This is a genomic window from Mesorhizobium sp. M0166 (genome assembly GCF_040322255.1).
GTDB lineage: Bacteria > Pseudomonadota > Alphaproteobacteria > Rhizobiales > Rhizobiaceae > Mesorhizobium.
The window spans coordinates 62,092-81,869 of record NZ_JAMYTD010000021.1 but is presented as its reverse complement, the minus strand read 5'-3'; the positions used below and the strand labels follow the sequence as shown (position 1 = coordinate 81,869).

The window sequence follows — 19,778 nt, the reverse complement described above, 5'->3', positions numbered from 1 at the left end:
TTACGTGGCAGCACCACAGATGCCACTAACCGGCGGGAGCCTGCCTTGAAGCACCAGTTGAACGTCATCATCGGCAGCACGCGGCCGGGCCGCGCCGGGCCGGTTTTCGCAAATTGGCTGGAGAGCTTTGCGCGCGAGCACGGGAAATTCGAGCCGGTGCTCACCGACATCGCCGCCTTCAACCTGCCGGTGCTGGACGAGCCGCATCATCCGAGACTCGCCAAATACGAAAACAGCCACACGAAAGCCTGGTCGAAAGCAATCGACGCCGCCGACGCATTCGTCTTCGTAGCGCCGGAATACAACTATTTCGCAGCCCCCGCGATCGTCAACGCGGTCGACTACCTGCTCAGGGAATGGCGATACAAGCCGGCCGCCATCCTCAGCTACGGTGGTGTCTCCGGCGGCTTGCGAGCGGCGCAGGCGGTCAAACCGTTGCTGACCGCCGTCGGCGTCATGCCGATTCCGGAAGGCGTGGCGCTGCCGATGTACCAGAAGCTGCTCGACGAGACCGGCGCCTTCCTGCCCAGCGAGCAGGTGCTCGGCGGGGCCAGGACCATGCTGGACGAGCTGTTCCGCTGGAGCGAAGCGCTGAAGCCGATGCGGGTCGGCTGACAACGCGAACGACCCGGCTGGCCGATTCCGTAACTTGCTCATGCCATAAAGAGATGGAATGCTCCGGCAAATGACCGGGCCGGGGCGGTTCGATTTGCGTTTTCTGTTTGCCTTGCTGCTGATCCTCTCGACGGCCTCCGCTGCCGTAGCGGAGCGGCGGGCTGCGCTGGTCATCGCCGAGAACGACTACCGGCTGATCCGGCCGCTCGCCAATCCCGTCAATGACGGCGAGGTCATGGAAACGGTGCTGAGGAAGCTTGGTTTCGAGGTCTTCCTCGAAACCAACCGCGACCTGCGGCGCATGCGCCGGGCGCTCGACGATTTCCGCGAGGATGCCAAAGGCGCCGACGTGGCACTGGTGTTCTTCTCCGGCCACGGCGTCGAGATAGCCGGCGAGAACCGGCTCCTGCCGGTCGATGCAGACGCGTCGTCGCTCGCTACGCTGGAAAGGACCAGCCTGCCGCTGGAGGAGATTCGCGCGACCGTCGCCGCCACCAGCAAGGTCGGACTGATCGTGCTCGATGCCTGCCGCAGCGATCCATTCGCGGCTACGGGCGGCGAAGGTCGCGGCGCAACGGCGCTGGTAAAAGAGGTCAGCGACAAGGTCCGGCCGGGTCTTGGCCGCATCGGGCGGGCAGAAAACATCCTGTTTGCCTTCTCGGCGGCGCCCGGCGAGACCGCCGCGGATGGGACGGGCCAGAATTCGCCGTTTACCGCGGCGCTGACGAAATACCTCGGTACCGAAGGTCTCGAGATCCGCTCCGTGCTGACGCTCGTGCAGCAGGAGGTCTACGACCTCTCGCGCGGCAGGCAATTGCCCTATGTCGAGAGCGGCCTGCCGCAGCTGTTCTTTGCCGCCTCGGCCAAGGAGAAATTGCCGGAACGCGAACGCTTGTTGCTGGCCATGGCCGAGGTGACGCCCGAGATGCGCGGCGAGGTGGAGAAGATCGCCAGCGACGCCGACATGCCGCTGGCACCGCTCTATGGCGCGTTGATCAGTTCCGATGCCGGCCACCTCTCTGCGGACAGTCTGAACGCCAGGCTGCGTGAGGCAGCCGACGCCTTCGTCAAGGTGCGGAGCGAAATGCAGACGCTCGGATCCGACGATCTCAGAGTGTCGGCGTTGCGCCGGCAGGCCGAAGAGCAGCTTTCGCTGGGAGCGTTCGATGCCGCCCGGAAAAAGCTCGCCGAGGCAGCCGAGATCGACAGTGTCTCTCGCAACGCTTTGAGGGCCAATTTCGTCAGCCGCACGCTCTCCGAGGCCGCAACGCGCTATTTGTCCGGCGGGGCGGCGCGCGCCGACCTCGACTACGCCACAGCCATCAAGGACTATGAGTCCGTGCTCGCGCTTTATGGCGAAGCCGGACAGGTGGTGCTGTCGCTCGACGATGCCGACCGCTTGATCCGCACGCTGGACGAGCTCGGCAAGCTCTATACCACGGTTGGCAATATCGATGCGGCCGGCCGCGCCTTCGAGGCGCTGCAAGCCGATCTCGAACGGCGGTCGCATCATGAAACCGATCCCAACGTGAAGCGCGACTTCGCCGTCAGCCACGTCAAGCTCGGCAATGTGCGGATGGCACAAGGCAATCTGCCGACAGCGCTGCAAAACTATGAGACGGCCAAGACCATTCTGCAGGGCCTGACCGAGGCAGAACCGGATAATCTGGAGTGGTTCGGCGACCTCGCCATGACCGACGACAAGATCGGCAACGTATTGGCGACGCAAGGCGACCTGGCCGGCGCCGCAGAGGTCTACCAGGAAAGCCTGTCGATCAAGAAACAGCTCGCCGCTGGAGAGCCCGACCGTGCCGAACTGCAGCGCGAGCTGACCATCACCTACGATGAGATCGGTCACCTTGCCCATATCGCAGGCCAACTGGACAACGCACAGGCGGCCTATGAAGAGAGCCTGAAGGTGCGGCTGGCGCTGGCCGCGGACAAGCCGGGAGACGCCGACCGACAGCGTGACGTCTCGGTCAGCCATGATACGATAGGCGACCTGCTGCGCGAACGCGGCAACGCCGCGCGGGCGCTGGCCGCCTACAAGGAAGGCCTGGCGATCGTCAAGCAACTGGCGAAACGCGATCCGGACGACACCGAGCTGAAACGCGACCTGTCGGTCGGCAACGCCAAGATCGGCAACGCGCTGAGCGACCAGCAGAATTGGCAGGCGGCACTTTCGGCTTATCGTGAGGCACTTTCGCGGGCCAGCGCGCTCGCCGCCGGCGACCCGAACAACACCGAATGGCAGCGCGACCTGTCCGTATGCATCGAGAAAGTCGCCGGCGTCCTGGCTATACAGGGCGACCACAAGGGCGCGCTGAAAGCCTATCTGGACAGCTACGCGATTGCGCAGCGGCTGGCGAAGCTCGATCCCGCCAATTCCGACAGGCAGCGGGACTTGTCGATAACGCTGTCCGAGATCGCCACGCTGCGCCTCAGGCAGCGCGACGTCAGGGGAGCCCGGCAAGCCCTTCAGGACAGCCTGGCCATTCGTGAGAAACTTGCCCGGTCCGATCCGGACAACGCCACCTGGCAGCGCGACCTGGTGGTCGCCTATATCGACTACGCCCAAGTCGCAAAGGACCCGAAGGCCGTGCTTTCCAAGGCACTCGACATGACGCTCGAGCTCGACCGGACCGGTCGGCTGGCGCCGCGATACAAGTTCATGGTCAAGTTCCTGCGTGAGCGGCTGGCCAGGATCGAAGCCAAGCGCCAGTAGCCGGCCGACGCCACGGTCATTCCGTTCGGAAATGCCTGCAAACCTTGGAAAAACCGCCTTTTGCGCCTATATCTACGACATTAGAAATGCGCGATTCGAAGCCGATTTTTCGCGCTCTGCACACGGCATCAATCAGACAGGTTTTCATGAGCGACCAGACCGACATCGCCAACGGCGTTGAAGCCGAATACGGCGCCGATTCCATCAAGGTTTTGAAGGGCTTGGATGCCGTTCGCAAGCGGCCGGGCATGTATATCGGCGACACCGACGACGGCTCGGGCCTGCACCACATGGTCTATGAGGTCGTCGATAACGCTATCGACGAAGCACTGGCCGGCCATGCCGACCTGGTGACGGTGACGCTCAATCCGGACGGATCGGTGACGGTCATCGACAATGGCCGCGGCATTCCGACCGATATCCACACCGGCGAAGGCATTTCGGCGGCCGAAGTGATCATGACGCAGCTGCATGCCGGCGGCAAGTTCGACCAGAACTCCTACAAGGTGTCGGGCGGCCTGCACGGCGTCGGCGTGTCGGTCGTCAACGCCTTGTCGGCCTGGCTGAAGCTTAAGATCCGCCGTAACGGCCAAATCTACGAGATGAGCTTCACGCATGGCAATGCCGACGCGCCGTTGCGCATCACCGGCAGTTATGAACAGGACAAGGTCCCCGGCACCTATGAAGGCCGCAGCGGCAGCGAAATCACGTTCTTGCCGTCGTCCGAGACCTTCACCATGGTCGAATTCGACTACGGTACGCTGGAGCACCGGCTGCGCGAACTCGCCTTCCTGAACTCCGGCGTGCGCATCGTTTTGACCGATGCCCGCCATGCCGACATCGTGCGCCATGAATTGCACTACGATGGCGGGCTGGAAGAGTTCGTCCGATATCTCGACCGGACGAAGAAGCCGTTGCTCGACAAGCCGATATCGATCCGCGCCGAGCGCGACGGCATCACGGTCGAAGTCGCCATGTGGTGGAACGACAGCTACCATGAAAACGTGCTGGCCTTCACCAACAACATCCCGCAACGCGACGGCGGTACGCATCTGGCAGGCTTCCGCGGTGCGCTGACGCGCCAGATAACCGGCTATGGCGACTCCTCGGGCCTGACCAAGAAGGAAAAGGTCGCGCTGATCGGCGATGATTGCCGCGAAGGGCTGACCGCGGTGCTGTCGGTCAAGGTTCCCGACCCGAAATTCTCCTCGCAGACCAAGGACAAGTTGGTGTCGTCCGAGGTCCGTCCGGTGGTCGAAGGGCTTGTCAACGAAGCGCTCGGCACCTGGCTTGAGGAGCACCCGACCGAGGGCAAGGCGGTCATCGAGAAGGTCATCCAGGCCGCTGCCGCGCGCGAAGCCGCGCGCAAGGCACGCGACATCACCCGCAAGAGTTCGCTCGGCGTCACCTCGTTGCCCGGCAAGCTGGCCGATTGCCAGGAGCGCGATCCGGCGAAATCCGAGATCTTCATCGTCGAGGGCGACAGCGCCGGCGGCTCGGCCAAGGGCGGCCGTTCGCGCCAGAACCAGGCCATTCTTCCGCTGCGCGGCAAGATCCTCAATGTCGAGCGCGCCCGCTTCGACCGCATGCTCGGCTCCGACATGATCGGCACGCTGATCACCGCGCTCGGCACCTCGATCGGCAAGGACGAGTTCAATGCCGACAAGCTGCGCTACCACAAGATCATCCTGATGACCGACGCCGATGTCGACGGTGCCCACATCCGCACCTTGCTACTGACCTTCTTCTTCCGCCAGATGCCGGAACTGATCGAACGCGGCCATCTCTACATCGCGCAGCCGCCGCTGTATAAGGTGACGCGCGGGAAGAGCTCGCAATACATCAAGGACGAAGCCGCCTTCGAGGAATTCCTGATCGGCTCCGGGCTGGAAGAAGCGTCGCTTGCGCTCAGCGCGGGCGAGGTGCGGGCCGGGCAGGACCTGCGCAGCGCCATCGACGACGCCTTGGCTGTCCGCCAGCTCATCAACGGATTGCATACGCGCTATAACAGAGGCGTGGTCGAGCAGGCAGCGATCGCCGGCGCGCTCAACCCGGAGATCTTCACCGACCTCGGCCGCGCCAACGAGACGGCCGAGCGTGTTGCGCGCCGTCTGGATATTATCGCCGAGGACACCGAACGCGGCTGGATCGGCCGCATGTCGACCTCGAACGAGGGCATCGGCGGCTATGTCTTCGAGCGAACAGTGCGCAGCGTCAAGGAGTTCGCACATCTCGACCTGGCGCTGATCAATTCCGCCGACGCACGCCAGCTCGACCGCTATGCGCCACGCCTGGCAGAAGTTTACGGCGAGCCGCCGGTGCTGCGCCGCAAGGATGTCTCAGAAACCATCTCGGGGCCGCTGGCACTGCTTAATGCCGTGTTTGCCACCGGCCGCAAGGGCCTGACCATGCAGCGCTACAAGGGCCTTGGCGAAATGAACGCCGAGCAGCTCTGGGAAACGACGCTTGACCCGAATGTGCGCTCGCTCTTACAGGTCAAGGTCAATGACGCGACCGATGCGGACTCATTGTTTTCACGGCTGATGGGCGACGAGGTCGAGCCAAGGCGCGAATTCATCCAGGAAAACGCGCTGTCGGTTGCCAATCTGGATATCTGAGCCAAGGCCGAGATACCCAGCCAGCAGGCATGAAGTGCATTGGTGCGCCTTGGCGCACCAATGCCAACTGCTACAACGCAACAAAGATCACCAGGACCGCCGGAACGGAAAGGCTTTCAAGGCATTGTAGTCGATCACAATCGCCGCAGGAGGCATCCATGGGACGTGGCATTTTGCTCTGGCTTCTCGGAGTCCCGATTCCGATCATTATTCTGATCATGCTGTTCGCAAGGTAGGGGACTTCGATGCCGTCAACCCTAACGACTGTCGACGTTTCCGCACCGACGGAATCCTCTTCCCCCGCCGTCAGCTGGGGGCCAATCGTCGCCGGGGCCTTTGCTGCCTCGACACTTACGTTCATTCTGATGCTGCTCGGCTCCGGGCTTGGGCTGAGCATGGTGTCGCCATGGTCCGGCTCGGGTGCGTCAGTCACCACTTTCGCCGTTTCCACCGCCGTTTGGCTGATCGTCGTGCAATGGCTGTCGTCGGGCGTCGGCGGCTACCTTGCCGGGCGGCTGCGCACCAAATGGGTCGGCATCCACACCGATGAAGTCTTCTTCCGCGATACCGCTCACGGCTTCCTGGCCTGGGCGCTTGCGACGCTGCTCGTCGCCGGGGTGCTCGGCACGGCTCTTTCGGCCGCGATAGGCACCGGTGTGCAGGCTGCTTCGACTGTGGCATCCGGCGCGGCAATGGGCGCTTCGGCAGGTGCCGCTGCAAACGCTGGTGGCGCCTCGACCGACAACGCCACATCGTATTTCGTCGATACGCTGTTCCGCGCGGCCGATCCGGCAAGGCTCGCTGCCGCCAACCCGGAGAGCGACGCCGCGGCAACGGCGCAGGCATCGCGCATTCTGATCGCGAGTGCCGCAGCAGGCGAAATATCGGCCGAAGACAAGACCTATCTGTCGCGGCTGGTGGCCGCCCGCACAGGTCTGTCCGAAGCCGATGCCACCGCTCGTGTCGATGCGGTAATCGCCAAAGCGCAGGACGCCAAGGTTAAGGCCCAGCAGGCGGCCGACACCGCCAGAAAGGCAGGCGCCACCTTCTCACTGATTGGCGCGCTGTCGCTGGTCGTCGGGGCCTTCATTGCCAGCGCGGCTGCAGCACTTGGCGGCAGGCAGCGCGACGAAGAGGAAGCGATTTTCCTGACCAATCGTTGATCGGTGACTAAGCGAACTCGGTCCGCTTCGGGAAGATTACCCTCGAAGCGGACCTTGCTTTCAACTGCCGGCGCGGCATTGTCGTGCGCTGCATCGCCCGACCGATAGCTCAGTCCTCCAGCTTGCGGCCAAGATCGACCGCATCGCGCAGCACGGCAAGGTGCGAGCGCGGCTGTGCGCCGGCCGGCGCGTTGACCTCGACGCCGCTCGCCGTCAGCGACCAGTAGAGCCTGTGCGTGAAGACGCGGCCGCGCGAGCCGCGCAGCTCGACCTGGATGTTTTCCACGCCGGGACCAAAATTTTCCGTCATCGGCCCGGAAATCGGGTCGCCGGTCAGCCAGCCATTGCCCCTGTCGAAAATGTTGGTCCAGCGCGTCGCTGCAAACACCGCGCCATGATGCACCGCCCGCTGCGGCTTGCCGGAATGGCTGCGCCCTTCCTGGTAGAGCATGGTCGCGCCCGCCGCCCTGTCGGCGATCGGCGGGCATGCCGAGAACAGCCGCTCGGCGATGCCGCGCCTGAATTCGGCGAGGTTGTAGGTCACCAGAAACTCGCTGAGGGTCAGCGGACTGCCGAGCGTGACGAAATCGCTGATCTTCCACGACAGCGGATGATCGGCGTCGCCGACGCGAAGCTGCCGGTAGAGCTCCCATTGGCTGCGCCGGAATGCGGGGAGGTCGTCGAGGCTGTCGGGCCAGGCGGCGGCATCGGCGGCCAGCGTCGCCTTGTCGACGGCGTGGATCGCCTTCAGCCGCGCTCTGTCACGAATGGCTTCCAGCCTTCGAGGCCTGAAATCGGCCCACAATATCTGCAACAGATCATAGGCGATGATCGACCCAAGGCTGTGCGAGACCAGCACGATGCGGTCATAGGCGTCGTCCGTCATAAGACGCTTCAGCAGCTTGAGGCCACGCTCGCGGACCAGCGCCCGCTTCTCGACCGTTGCCGCTTCGGCCCGCACATAGGCGGCGACATCGCCGAAATAAGGTAGGCCAAACTGGTCCACCGACCAGACAACGAATGACGCAACGACGGTGACAACCACGCCGGTCGTCCAGGAGATGTAGCCTTGCCAGGCCGACGTTGCGAGCGCCAGCGCCGCGCCGAGGACGACGATGGTTGCCAAAAGCGTGACGGCGTAGAGTTTGCGCACATCGTGCGGAATATCGGCGGGCCTGCGCCAGAGCAGGGTGGTCACCCAGGCAGCAAGGCGGCTCCGGGTCGTGCCCTGGGTGATGTCGGCCCAGTAAAGCTCGTAGAAATCGGTGCGGCGGCCATCGACATCATAGGGCGTGGTGATCCGGCGAAGCTCGTGCGAATTGGTCCGGCTGTCGGGCGTGATCCAGCTCTGGTTGATTTTCGCGCCCATCGGGTCGGCCGGATCGGCGACATGGGCATAGAACGGAGCACGGGCCGGATCGTGGCTCCATACGGCCTGGACAAATCCCCTCAACGTGTCCATGGGCCGCTGTTCGCCCATTCCGTGCACGACCACCACCGCCTGGCTGCGCTTGCGTGGCGCCTTCTCTGCTGCGGTCAGATCGGCGGCCGGCGATGCAGCAGAACCAGGGTCGGGCACCAGCACCTCCACGATGACGCCGTTAGCAAGACGACGGGTCGGCATCGTAGCTTCAGAACCGGTAACAGCCAAGAAAAAGCCCGGCGCGGAGCCGGGCTGTATTCGACGATCGGCAGTGAGTTGGCAACGACGCCGTTCAGTGATCCATCGCCTTGACGATCTCCTCGGTCATCTTCTTGGCGTCACCGAGCAGCATCATGGTGCCGTCCTTGTAGAACAGCGTGTTGTCGATGCCGGCATAGCCGGAACCGAGCGAGCGCTTGACGAACAGGCAGGTGCGGGCCTTGTCGACGTCGAGGATCGGCATGCCGTAGATCGGTGAGGACTTGTCGTCACGAGCCGAGGGATTGGTGACGTCGTTGGCACCGATGACATAGGCGACGTCGGCCTGCGCGAACTCAGAGTTGATGTCCTCCAGCTCGAACACCTCGTCATAAGGCACATTGGCTTCGGCCAGGAGCACGTTCATGTGGCCGGGCATGCGGCCGGCGACGGGGTGGATGGCGTATTTGACATCGACGCCGTTGGCCTTGAGCTTGTCGGCCATCTCGCGCAGCGCGTGCTGTGCCTGGGCGACGGCCATGCCGTAGCCCGGCACGATGATGACCTTTTGCGCATTCATCATCAGATAGGCGGCATCCTCGGCCGAGCCCTGCTTGACCGTGCGCTCGATGCCGTCGTTGGCAATGGCTGATGTCTCGCCGCCGAAGCCGCCGAGGATGACCGAGATGAACGACCGGTTCATCCCCTTGCACATGATGTAGGACAGGATGGCGCCGGACGAACCGACCAGCGCGCCGGTGATGATCAGCGCCAGATTGCCGAGCGTGAAGCCTAGTGCGGCGGCGGCCCAGCCCGAATAGGAATTCAGCATCGACACGACCACCGGCATGTCGGCGCCACCGATCGGGATGATGAGAAGCACACCCAGCACCAGCGAGGCGGCAACGATCAGCCAGAAGACCAGCTTGGACTCGGTGGTGACGAGCAGCACGATCAGCACGATCAGCGCAATGCCCAGGGCCGCGTTGATGAAGTGGCGGCCACCGATCATGATCGGCTTGCCCGACATGCGGCCGTCGAGCTTCAAGAAGGCGATGACCGAGCCGGTGAAGGTGATGGCGCCGATGCCAACGCCGAGGCTCATCTCGATCAGCGCCTGGGCATGGATATCGGCGACGGTGCCGATGCCGAAGCTTTCCGGTGCATAGATGGCGGCGGCCGCCACCATGACCGCGGCAAGACCGACCAGCGAGTGGAAGGCGGCGACCAGCTGCGGCATCGAGGTCATGGCAATGCGCCGTGCCGTGACCGCACCGACCGAGCCGCCGATGGCTAGCCCGAGCACGATCAGCGCGAAGCGTCCGGCGGAAGGGGTGGCCAGCGCCAGCGTCGTGGCGATGGCAATGCCCATGCCGATCATGCCGTACATATTGCCCTGGCGGCTGGTGGTCGGGTGCGACAGACCGCGCAATGCCAGGATGAACAGGATGCCGGAGACCAGGTAGAGGAAGGAGGCGAAGTTGGCGTTCATAGCGGCCTACTTTTCCTTCTTCTTGTACATGGCCAGCATGCGCTGGGTGACGAGGAAGCCGCCGAAGATGTTGACCGATACCAGCATCAGCGCAACGAAGCCGAAGCCGGTGGCGATGCCCGAGGCCGAGATGCCGACGGCCAGCAACGCGCCGACGACGATGACGGAGGAAATGGCGTTGGTGACCGCCATCAGCGGCGTGTGCAGCGCCGGCGTCACCGACCAGACGACGTAGTAGCCGACGAAGATCGCCAGCACAAAGATGGCGAAGCGGAAGACGAAGGGATCGATCGCGCCGCCGGACAGCGCGTGCGCGGCGTCGCCGGCCGCCTCAGTGCCGGGAGCGACGGCAAGGTTCTGCACGGCGAGCCGCACGGCAGCTGTGGCCTGGTCGAGCTGGTCGAGGGCTTTCTGCAGGGTCTGGTCCATCACGCGATCCCTCCGGTGGTCTTGGGCTTCCTCGAAGCGGCCGGCCTCTTTGCAGCCGGCTTCGCCGAAGCCTCGGCAACCATCGTCTTGGCCGGAATGGCCGGCGGTTCGACATGTTGGCCCTTTGGCGGCTCCTGCTCAGCCCTGACGAAGGCGGGATGCACGACCTTGCCGCCATCGGTCAGCATCGTCGCCTTGACCAGCTCGTCGTCGCGGTTGATGGCAAGCGTCTTCGTCGCCTTGTCGACCAGCGTCTCGAGGAAGGCATAGAGGTTCCTGGCATAGAGCAGCGAGGCCGAGGCGGCGACGCGACCGGGAACGTTGAGATGGCCGACGATCTTTACCCCGTTGCCGGTGGTCACCACCTGCCCGGGCACGGCGCCCTCAACATTGCCGCCGCGCTCGACCGCAAGGTCGACGATCACCGAGCCCGGTTTCATCGAGGCGACCATCGCCGCCGAAACCAGTTTCGGCGCCGGACGGCCGGGTATCAGCGCCGTGGTGATGACGATATCCTGCTTGGCGATGTGCTCGGCGGTCAGCGCCGCCTGCTTGGCCTGGTACTCCTTCGACATTTCCTTGGCGTAGCCGCCGGCCGTCTCGGCCGCCTTGAACTCCTCGTCCTCGACGGCCAGGAATTTTGCGCCGAGCGAGGCGACCTGCTCCTTGGCGGCCGGGCGCACGTCGGTGGCGGTGACGACGGCGCCGAGGCGGCGCGCGGTGGCGATGGCCTGCAGGCCGGCGACGCCGACGCCCATTATGAAGGCCTTCGCTGCCGGTACGGTGCCAGCCGCCGTCATCATCATCGGCAACGCCCGGTCATATTCGGCAGCCGCGTCGATCACCGCCTGATAGCCGGCGAGGTTGGCTTGGCTGGATAGAACGTCCATCGATTGCGCCCGGGTGATACGCGGCATGAACTCCATCGAGAAGGCAGTAACACCGGCCCTGGCAAGGGCTGCGACGGCAGCATCGTTGCCGTAGGGATCCATGATCGCGATCACGGCAGTGCCCGGCCGATACGCTTTCAGCTCGGCGTCGCTCGGCCGGCGCACCTTCAGCACCACATCGGCCTTGGCGACATCGCCGGCCTTACCGATCGCAGCGCCCGCCTTGGCAAACTCCTCGTCGGGAATGCGCGAGGCAGTGCCGGCCCCGCTTTCGACGATTAGGTCGAACCCCAGCCCCGCCAGCCGCTTCACCGTATCCGGCGAGGCAGCAACGCGCGGCTCGTTCGCATCGAGCTCACGAGGGATGAAAACCGTCTGTCCCACCGCATGATCCTTTCGGCTGGAACCTGTCTGCGCAGGACGCCGGCCGGACTTCCGGCGATGTCACGGGCAAGGGTTTTGAAGAATTTACCGGAGAATGAAGGCGCCGACGGCGAGGATCAGAACGAACAGGATAAACCCCGAGAAGAAGCCACCCGCAAAGAAGCCGAAAGCCATTGCCAGAAGCACAGCGAGGCAAAAGAGCGATCCGTATTTCGCGAGCCTGAGGAAGCCCGCATAGGTCCGATCGTGCTCGGCATAGTCCATCTTCGCGCCCAGTTCGACAGGACCGGTCGGCGTGTGTTCAGCCATTGGAATACCCCTTCGAAGACATCTTTCAGGCACATAGCGAAAAGCCGCGTTAAGGGCAATGGCGCTATTGCCGCATCGCCGCAGCCAACAATCTCAAGCAAAACTTGAAATCGCTGCGCGAAGCACGGCGATACCAATCCCAATGGATGGCAGGTCCGCTATTGCCGATGTCGTTAGCCGGCGAGATGTGGGAACAGACCGAGCAGGCCGACAACGATCAGATAAAGCGCGACGATATAATTGAGCAGCCGCGGCATCACCAGGATCAGCACGCCTGCAATCAGCGAGATAAGCGGGGTAAGGGCGAGTGTCGAAATGGTCATATTGGTTCCTTTGATCGGATCGCTATCGAAGCGATGCTTGGCGGATGTCGGCCATGCCAACCAACCACCAGCACCCTTGCCCAGAACGCCGAAGCGACCGGAAGGCTCCATGCGCTCGTTCAGGCGGCTTCGCGAAAATACTTGGCGGTAGGCAGGATGGTCAGCGGGGCGAGTTCGCCGGCACCGGGCGTATCGAACAACATGCGCTGCTCCATTGGCGTCGAACGGAAGAACGGAAAGCGAGCGTAGGTTTCATTCTTGATCGCCAGGACATCGGCTTGATAAAGCAGCGCGAAACAGTTGATCACGCCGGCATAGGGCCGCGCATCGCCAATCGGTCGCGCCCGATAGATGCGCTTGTAGAAAGCCGCATGGTCCTCGCGGATCATGGATATGCAGTAAGGCGCGCCGAAATGGAAGCAAGCCATGCCCGCAAGGCGCAGCGTCACATACGGGATCTGCGGGTAAAGCCGTGACCATTCGGCGTCCACGGCAAAACGGCTCGGGTCGATAAAGACTTCGCCGGCCGCCAGACGCGGCATCAACAAGTCCTTGTAGACGCTGAGCGCTGGTGATGTCGCGTTATCAGCAGACACGTTATGCAGGCGCATTGTGCTGACCAGCCGCCCCTCGATGTAGATTCCGAACGTATGGCAATTGGGCAGTTCGTCAAACTCGTCATGGACCTGACGGGACGCATTCTCGGGCACCAGATCGTTCATCCGATAGGAATTGTAGCGCAGCCTGTAAATACTTTCGAAGTCCTCGCCGCTTTCACAGCGTCGGTACTCCGTCCGGTCAAGCAGCGCATAAACATGTTGCGCGAAGCTGGACATGGTCTCGGACGCGTCTTTCCCACCAGCGCCCGCCGCATGGCCGAGCGAACTCAACTGGGCACACATGAACTCTATTCCCCGCGATTACCGCCACCAGCCGACACTACGGACGGGTCATGAGATGTAAAGATGAAAATAAGTAGGAGCTCGTTTACCGCCCGTTAAGGTTAACAATTAATAAAATTATACTAAAATACGCGGTTTTTCAGCGCGAAGTCAGCGCCGCGGCGCCTTCCTTGCCGTCTGGATCTCCTTGGCGAAGGGCCAGACGGTGCTCGACATCGTCTCGATGCCGGACGCGCTGAGTGCCGACCCGAACAGAAAGCCCTGGACCAGGTCCGGCTTGACCTGCAATGCCAGGATCTTGAGCTGTTCGAAGGTCTCGACACCTTCGACGGTAACCGAAAGTCCCAGCGGCCGTGACAGGTTGACGATGCCCTTGAGCAATTCGAGCGACCGGCTGTTCTGAGTGACATCGATCAGGAACGAGCGATCGATCTTGATTTTGTCGAGCGGCAGTTTGTGGAGATAGCTGAGGCTCGAATACCCGGTACCGAAATCGTCGAGCGCAATGCGCACGCCGAGCCGCTTCAACTCCTCGATATATTGGCGTGTCAGCGACTTGTCGTCGAGCAGCGCCGTCTCGGTGACCTCGATCTCCAGACGTCCGGCGGAGAGACCGGATTCAGCCAGCGCGTCGCGAACCTTCTGGATGACATCACGGTTGCGGAAATCCTTGGCCGAGAGATTGACCGACACGCTGGTCTGGGCCGGCCATTTGGCGCATTCCGTGCAGGCCGCATGCAGGACGAAGGTGCTGATGTCGGAGATAATCCCCATTTCCTCCGCCAGCGGAATGAAGATACCGGGGGAAATCGGCCCGAGATCGGGATGATCCCAGCGGCACAGCGCTTCGCAACTGGCGATACGCATCGTGCTCATCGCCACGATCGGCTGATAGACCACCCGCAATTCGTTGTTTTCCACGGCGCTGCGCAGGTCCGCCTTCATCAGCTGACGGCTGCGGAAGGCAGCATCCATGGAGGCCTCGAACAGCCGCCAACCGTTCTTGCCAAGCTCCTTGGCCTTGTAGAGTGCAAGGTCGGCTTTGACGATCATGGCGTCAACGTCGGTATCCTTGACCCGCGACAGCACCGCGCCGCCGCTGGCCTGGATGCGCAATCCATGGCCGGCAACATCGACCTCGCCCTGCAGGTCGACGAAGATCTCGTCGATCTGGCCGGTCAGGTGGCTTTCATCCTCGACGCGCTCGAAGAAGATCATGAACTCGTCGCCGCCGAAGCGGCTGACGGTGATGCCTGGCCCAGCGACTGCCGCCAGCCGCTCGGCAACGGCGTAGATCAATCCGTCGCCGACCGGATGGCCGAGCGTGTCGTTGACGCTCTTGAAATCGTCGAGATCGAGCACCACCAGCCCGCAGAGACGCTCGGGATCCCCCGAGGCCATGGCTTCCACCACCAACTCGTGGAAGTAGGCGCGGTTGGGCAGGCCGGTGAGACTGTCGTAGCGCGCCATGAAGCGGATCTTGTCTTCCGCCTCGACCCGAGCGGTCACATCCTCGAAAGTGACGACGCCCAGTTCCTGGCTGCCTTCGCGCGCCGAAAATTCATAGTGCTGGCCGTTAGTAAGCGAAACCAGGACCTTACGGTCGCGGCCCTCGCGCAACGCACGCGTCAGCTGGGCTTCGATGTAACGGCAATCCTTCGGCGCCAGCATGCCGCCTGCAGCGCCGCGCATCAGCAGACCGTGAATCGAGCGGCCTAGCAGCGCATCGGCCGATTTGAGCGACATCAGGTGCGCGGCTTCAGCATTGGCCACCGCCACCCGGCCGTCGGGTCCAAGCATGACAAGGCCATGCGACATGGTGTTGAGCGCGCGGTTGAAACGCTGCGCGATGCGGTTCGCCTTCTTTTCCTCCGACAGGGCGGTAAACAGCACTTCGCGGACGATGTCGGCAAACCGCTTGATCGCAAACAGAAAAGGGGCCGACATCAGCCCCAGGATGATGTGGTAGATATCGCCGCGCAGGATAAAGCCAAGCGATATGGGCCATGTCGTGGTTATGATAAAAATCATGACCATGCGCGGCGACCCATAATTGCGGCCGGCAATCGACGTGACCGATGCCAACGTGACGCAGACAGAGGCTATTTCGGCATAGTTGTCGTGGCTGTCATTTGCCAGATAGATACTGACGAAACAGAATGCGCCAAGCATGAAACCATGCATCGAACCGAAAATTATGTAATCGTTTTCACGATCATGGGCTTCTTCCCACGTCGTGGGGGAAGGAAGTCGCCCGTATTTCCGGATGTTGCGAAGGCGCAGAGTACCGACAATGATGAGCCCAGCGGCAACTAGAAGATATGCCAGGTCCATGGTCTTCCAATAGACCAGGATGACGAGGAGTGTCTGCGCAACAAGGCCGATCGACAGCGTGAACCCGTCGCGAAACAGCGTTTCCACGAACGGAATGTAAACGTCGACCGGAATCTCGTTTTTTCGTCTCAGATTCACGCCTGGATCCCAACCCTGGGGAACCCAGCAGTGTCACATTGGCCTTAAGAAAGGTTTAGAGCAGCGGTTCGGGCTCTATTGGCACTCATTGGTGACGCAGCGGAAACAGGGAAACTACAGTTCAGGTAAACAAGGCGTATCACAGCGCTGAATTATTCGGCGGCTTGAAGTTGCGGCCGCAGCGCCGTCGAGAGTCGGTCGAGCAGACGCTGGCGTTCGCCGGCGGCTTTTTCGGCACTGGCCTGCTTGACGTGGCCAAAGCCGCGGATGAGCGCCGGTACGGAAACAAGCGCGGCAGCAGCCTCGATCTTGCCTGGTGCCAGCGCGCCGGCGACAAGCTCCAGGTCGGCTTCATAGAGGGCAAGAAGCTGCCGCTCCATACGCCTCTCGGCGCTGTAGCCGAACAGGTCGAAAGCGGTGCCGCGCAGGCCCTTCATCGCCGCCAGCAGGCGGAACCCGGTCATCATCCACGGGCCAAAGCTCGATTTCTTCGGCTTGCCGTCACTGCCGCGCCTGCCCATGATCGGCGGTGCGAGATGGAATTCAAGCTTGCCGTAGCTCTGGAACTGCTTTGCGAGCTCTGCGGCAAAGGAGCCGTCCGTATAAAGCCGCGCCACCTCGTATTCGTCCTTGATCGCCATCAGCTTGAACAGGTTCTTTGCGGCAGCCTCGGTCACCGCGGTCGAACCGGGCACGGCATTGGTTTCGGCCTTGCGCAGCGCTGCCAGTCTGTCGGCGTAGCGCTTGCCATAGGCGGCGTTCTGATAGGCGGTCAGGAAGGCGACGCGGCGAGCAATCACATCGTCCAGCGTCTCGGCAATGGCGGCAGGCTGCGTGGCCTTGCCCGGCTGGGCGAGAAGGCTGCGGACGAAATCCGGCTGGTGGGCGGCGCGGCGGCCCCAGCGAAATGCCGCGATATTCATCGCTACCGCCTCGCCGTTGAGCTCGATCGCCTTCTCGACCGCCTCCGCCGACAGCGGCAAGCCGCCGTGCTGGAAGGCGAAGCCGAGCATGAACATGTTGGCGCCAAGCGAGCTGCCGAACAGCGCGGTGGCGGTGCGGGTAGCGTCGAAGAAATGCGTCCTGTCGTCGCCCGCGGCAGTTCTTATCGCTTTCTTCAGCCGCTCGACGGGCAGCGAGAAATCGGCCGAACGGGCGAACTCGCCCGGCATGATCTCGGCGGTGTTGGCGAGGAAGATGGTATGGCCTTCGCGCACCGCGGCCAACACCTTCTTGGCACCCGAAACGACGAGATCGCAGCCGAGCACGAGATCGGCCTTGCCGGCCGATACGCGAATGGCGTGGATGTCGTCAGGCGTGCGGGCGATGCGGACATGGGTGAACACAGAGCCGCCCTTCTGGGCGAGGCCGGCCATGTCGATCATGCCGCAGCCCTTGCCTTCCAGGTGCGCGGCCATGCCTAGCACCGCGCCTATGGTGACGACGCCGGTGCCGCCGACACCGTCTATGATCGCCGCCCAGCCTTGTTCACCGAGCGCAAATTGCGCCGGCGCCGGCACACCCGCGAGCGGGTCCGCCACGCCGGCAATGCCTTCGGCTTTCCTGATTTTGGCGCCGTGGACGGTGACGAAGGACGGGCAGAAACCGTTGACACAAGAGAAGTCCTTGTTGCAGCTCGACTGGTCGATCTTACGCTTGCGGCCGAATTCGGTCTCGACCGGCTGGATCGAGACGCAATTCGACTGCACGCCGCAATCGCCGCAGCCTTCGCAGACCAGCTCGTTGATGAAGATACGCTTGTCGGGATCGGGGAAGGTGCCGCGCTTGCGGCGGCGACGCTTCTCGGCGGCGCAGGTCTGGTCGTAGAGCAGCACCGAGACGCCCTTGACCGAACGCAACTCGCGCTGGACAAGATCGAGGTCGTCGCGGTGATGGATGGTGGCGCCGGCGGGAAATTCCACCTTGCCGGTATATTTGTCCGGTTCGTCGGTGACGATGGCGATGCGCTCGACGCCCTCGGCGCGCACCTGCCTGGCGATCATGTCCACCGTCAGGCCGCCCTCGTGCGGCTGCCCGCCGGTCATCGCAACGGCGTCATTGTAGAGGATCTTGTAGGTGATGTTGGCGTCGGTCGACAGCGCGAAGCGGATCGCCAACACACCCGAGTGGTTGTAAGTGCCATCGCCCAGATTCTGGAAGATGTGCTCGCGCTTCGAGAACGGCGCCTGGCCGACCCACTGCGCGCCCTCGCCGCCCATCGCGGTGAAGCCGACGGTGTTGCGGTCCATCCATAACGCCATGAAATGACAGCCGATTCCGGCGGCGGCGAGCGAGCCGTCCGGCACCTTGGTCGAGGAATTGTGCGGGCAGCCGGAGCAGAAGAAGGGCGTGCGCGAGGCGATGTCTGACGTGTCGGCCAGCATCGCCTGGAACTGGCGCAACTTCGCCACCCGCGCAGCGATTTCTTCCGACGGGCCGATCGTTCGCAAAATCCTCTCGCCGAGCGCAATGGCAATCTCGTTGGGGTCGAGCGCGCCCTTGGCCGGGAACAGCCAGTCTCCGCGCTCGTCCTTCTTGCCGACGATGACCGGCTGCGTCGTGGTGCCGTAAAGGTTCTCGCGCAGTTGCACCTCGATCAGCGAGCGTTTCTCTTCGACGACGACGATGGTCTCGAGGCCGCGAGCAAAGTCGGCGATGTGCTGCAGATCGAGCGGCCACGGGCAGCCGACCTTGAACAGCCTGATACCGATACGACTGGCGGCCGCTTCGTCGATGCCGATATCCTCCAGCGCCTGGCGAACGTCGAGATAACTCTTGCCGATGGTGACGATGCCAAGCTTGGCGCTGCTGCCGCCCGAATAGACGATCCGGTTCAGCCCATTGGCGTGGATGAAGGCCGAAGCGGCGGCGCGCTTGTATTCATGCAACCGCTCCTCCTGGCCGAGCATGTCGATCTCGTTACGGATGTTGAGGCCGCCGGGCGGCATGTCGAAGTCCGGGATGACGATATCTAGCCGGTCGAGCGCGGCATCGACCGAGGCCGTCGATTCGATGTTGTCCTTGACGCATTTGATCGCCGCCCAGGTGCCGGCAAAACGCGACATGGCAAAGCCGTAGAGGCCGTAGTCGATGATCTCCTGGACGCCGGCCGGATTAAGGATCGGCACCATGGTGTCGACGAACAGGAACTCGGTGGCATGCGCGTTGGTCGAGGATTCGGCCATGTGGTCGTCACCCATCAGGGCCAGCACGCCGCCATGTTTTGACGACCCGGCGAGATTGGCGTGGCGGAACACGTCGCCGGAGCGGTCGACGCCCGGACCCTTGCCGTACCAGACTGAAAAAACGCCGTCATGGGTACCCTCGCCCAGCAATTCGGCCTGCTGCGAGCCCCAGCAGGCGGTGGCGGCGAGCTCTTCGTTGAGACCGGGCTGGAAGACGATGTCCGACTGAGCGAGCTGGTTCCTGGCCTTCCACAGCTGCATGTCGAGGCCGCCGAGCGGCGAGCCGCGATAGCCGGAGACGAAACCGGCGGTGTTCAAGCCAGCCCGGCGGTCGCGCTCGCGCTGCATCAGAAGCATGCGGATGACTGCCTGGGCACCCGACAGGAAGATGCGCTCCTTTGCCAGGTCGAACTTGTCGTCGAGCGCGACATTGTGCAGCGTCATCAGGCATTTCCTGTGCGGAGGTCGCGCCTGGAGGTGCGCGGCCTACGTCGGAGTCAAGTGCCCACAGTCTTTCTTCCCTTGCCGGGGAGGTCAAACAAAATCGAAGGTGCCAGGCGGTCCGCAACAAATGATCCGTGCGCGGCCAGATGGCGCCACGAAACGCCTGTCGGGGAGGATGGCCGAGCACGAAAATTCCGGCGGCGGTC

Annotated in this window: 13 protein-coding genes; 4 read left to right on the top strand and 9 right to left on the bottom strand. The window is 63.0% G+C overall.

What is annotated here, in order from left to right; all coding sequences use genetic code 11:
- Positions 1-45: 45 nt before the first annotated feature.
- From NKJ46_RS21975 to NKJ46_RS21960, 4 genes are all read left to right on the top strand, one after another.
- Complete coding sequence (locus NKJ46_RS21975) at positions 46-615, top strand: NADPH-dependent FMN reductase (protein ID WP_352667545.1); 570 nt, start codon at positions 46-48, stop codon at positions 613-615.
- A gap of 58 nt (positions 616-673) precedes the next feature.
- A complete protein-coding gene (locus NKJ46_RS21970) occupies positions 674-3,340 on the top strand; it encodes a caspase family protein (RefSeq protein WP_352667542.1) in 2,667 nt (888 codons plus the stop codon).
- 146 nt (positions 3,341-3,486) lie between these two features.
- Positions 3,487-5,958, top strand: coding sequence for a DNA topoisomerase (ATP-hydrolyzing) subunit B (gene gyrB / locus NKJ46_RS21965; protein WP_352667539.1), 2,472 nt, complete (start codon positions 3,487-3,489; stop codon positions 5,956-5,958).
- A 245-nt stretch (positions 5,959-6,203) separates the two neighbouring features.
- Positions 6,204-7,121 carry a hypothetical protein gene (locus tag NKJ46_RS21960; protein WP_352667535.1) on the top strand — a complete coding sequence of 306 codons (918 nt, stop codon included), beginning with the start codon at positions 6,204-6,206 and terminating at the stop codon, positions 7,119-7,121.
- Positions 7,122-7,230: 109 nt separating this feature from the next.
- On the opposite strand, the gene NKJ46_RS21955 is transcribed toward NKJ46_RS21960, so the two are convergent.
- From NKJ46_RS21955 to NKJ46_RS21915, 9 genes are all read right to left on the bottom strand, one after another.
- Positions 7,231-8,745, bottom strand: coding sequence for a hypothetical protein (locus NKJ46_RS21955; protein WP_352667533.1), 1,515 nt, complete (start codon positions 8,743-8,745; stop codon positions 7,231-7,233).
- 91 nt (positions 8,746-8,836) lie between these two features.
- Positions 8,837-10,234: an NAD(P)(+) transhydrogenase (Re/Si-specific) subunit beta gene (locus tag NKJ46_RS21950; RefSeq protein WP_352667530.1), complete on the bottom strand. Its 1,398-nt coding sequence runs from the start codon at positions 10,232-10,234 to the stop codon at positions 8,837-8,839.
- Positions 10,235-10,240: 6 nt separating this feature from the next.
- Positions 10,241-10,663, bottom strand: a complete 423-nt coding sequence (locus tag NKJ46_RS21945; RefSeq protein ID WP_502903431.1) for an NAD(P) transhydrogenase subunit alpha part 2 — start codon at positions 10,661-10,663, stop codon at positions 10,241-10,243.
- Complete coding sequence (locus NKJ46_RS21940) at positions 10,663-11,937, bottom strand: Re/Si-specific NAD(P)(+) transhydrogenase subunit alpha (RefSeq protein WP_352667526.1); 1,275 nt, start codon at positions 11,935-11,937, stop codon at positions 10,663-10,665. The genes NKJ46_RS21945 and NKJ46_RS21940 overlap by 1 nt, the downstream gene beginning before the upstream one ends.
- 84 nt (positions 11,938-12,021) lie before the next feature.
- Positions 12,022-12,246 (bottom strand): aa3-type cytochrome c oxidase subunit IV, encoded by a 225-nt coding sequence (locus NKJ46_RS21935; protein ID WP_352667524.1) that lies wholly within the window; start codon positions 12,244-12,246, stop codon positions 12,022-12,024.
- 173 nt (positions 12,247-12,419) lie between these two features.
- The gene (locus NKJ46_RS21930) at positions 12,420-12,569 is read right to left on the bottom strand and encodes a DUF3096 domain-containing protein (protein WP_013528205.1); all 150 of its coding nucleotides are present in this window, start codon (positions 12,567-12,569) and stop codon (positions 12,420-12,422) included.
- Between the two features lie 119 nt (positions 12,570-12,688).
- A complete protein-coding gene (locus tag NKJ46_RS21925) occupies positions 12,689-13,471 on the bottom strand; it encodes an N-acyl amino acid synthase FeeM domain-containing protein (protein WP_023676258.1) in 783 nt (260 codons plus the stop codon).
- Between the two features lie 150 nt (positions 13,472-13,621).
- On the bottom strand, positions 13,622-15,943 hold the full coding sequence (locus tag NKJ46_RS21920; protein ID WP_352667521.1) for a putative bifunctional diguanylate cyclase/phosphodiesterase: 2,322 nt from the start codon (positions 15,941-15,943) through the stop codon (positions 13,622-13,624).
- Positions 15,944-16,095: 152 nt separating this feature from the next.
- Positions 16,096-19,572 carry an indolepyruvate ferredoxin oxidoreductase family protein gene (locus NKJ46_RS21915; protein WP_352667518.1) on the bottom strand — a complete coding sequence of 1,159 codons (3,477 nt, stop codon included), beginning with the start codon at positions 19,570-19,572 and terminating at the stop codon, positions 16,096-16,098.
- Positions 19,573-19,778: the final 206 nt, after the last annotated feature.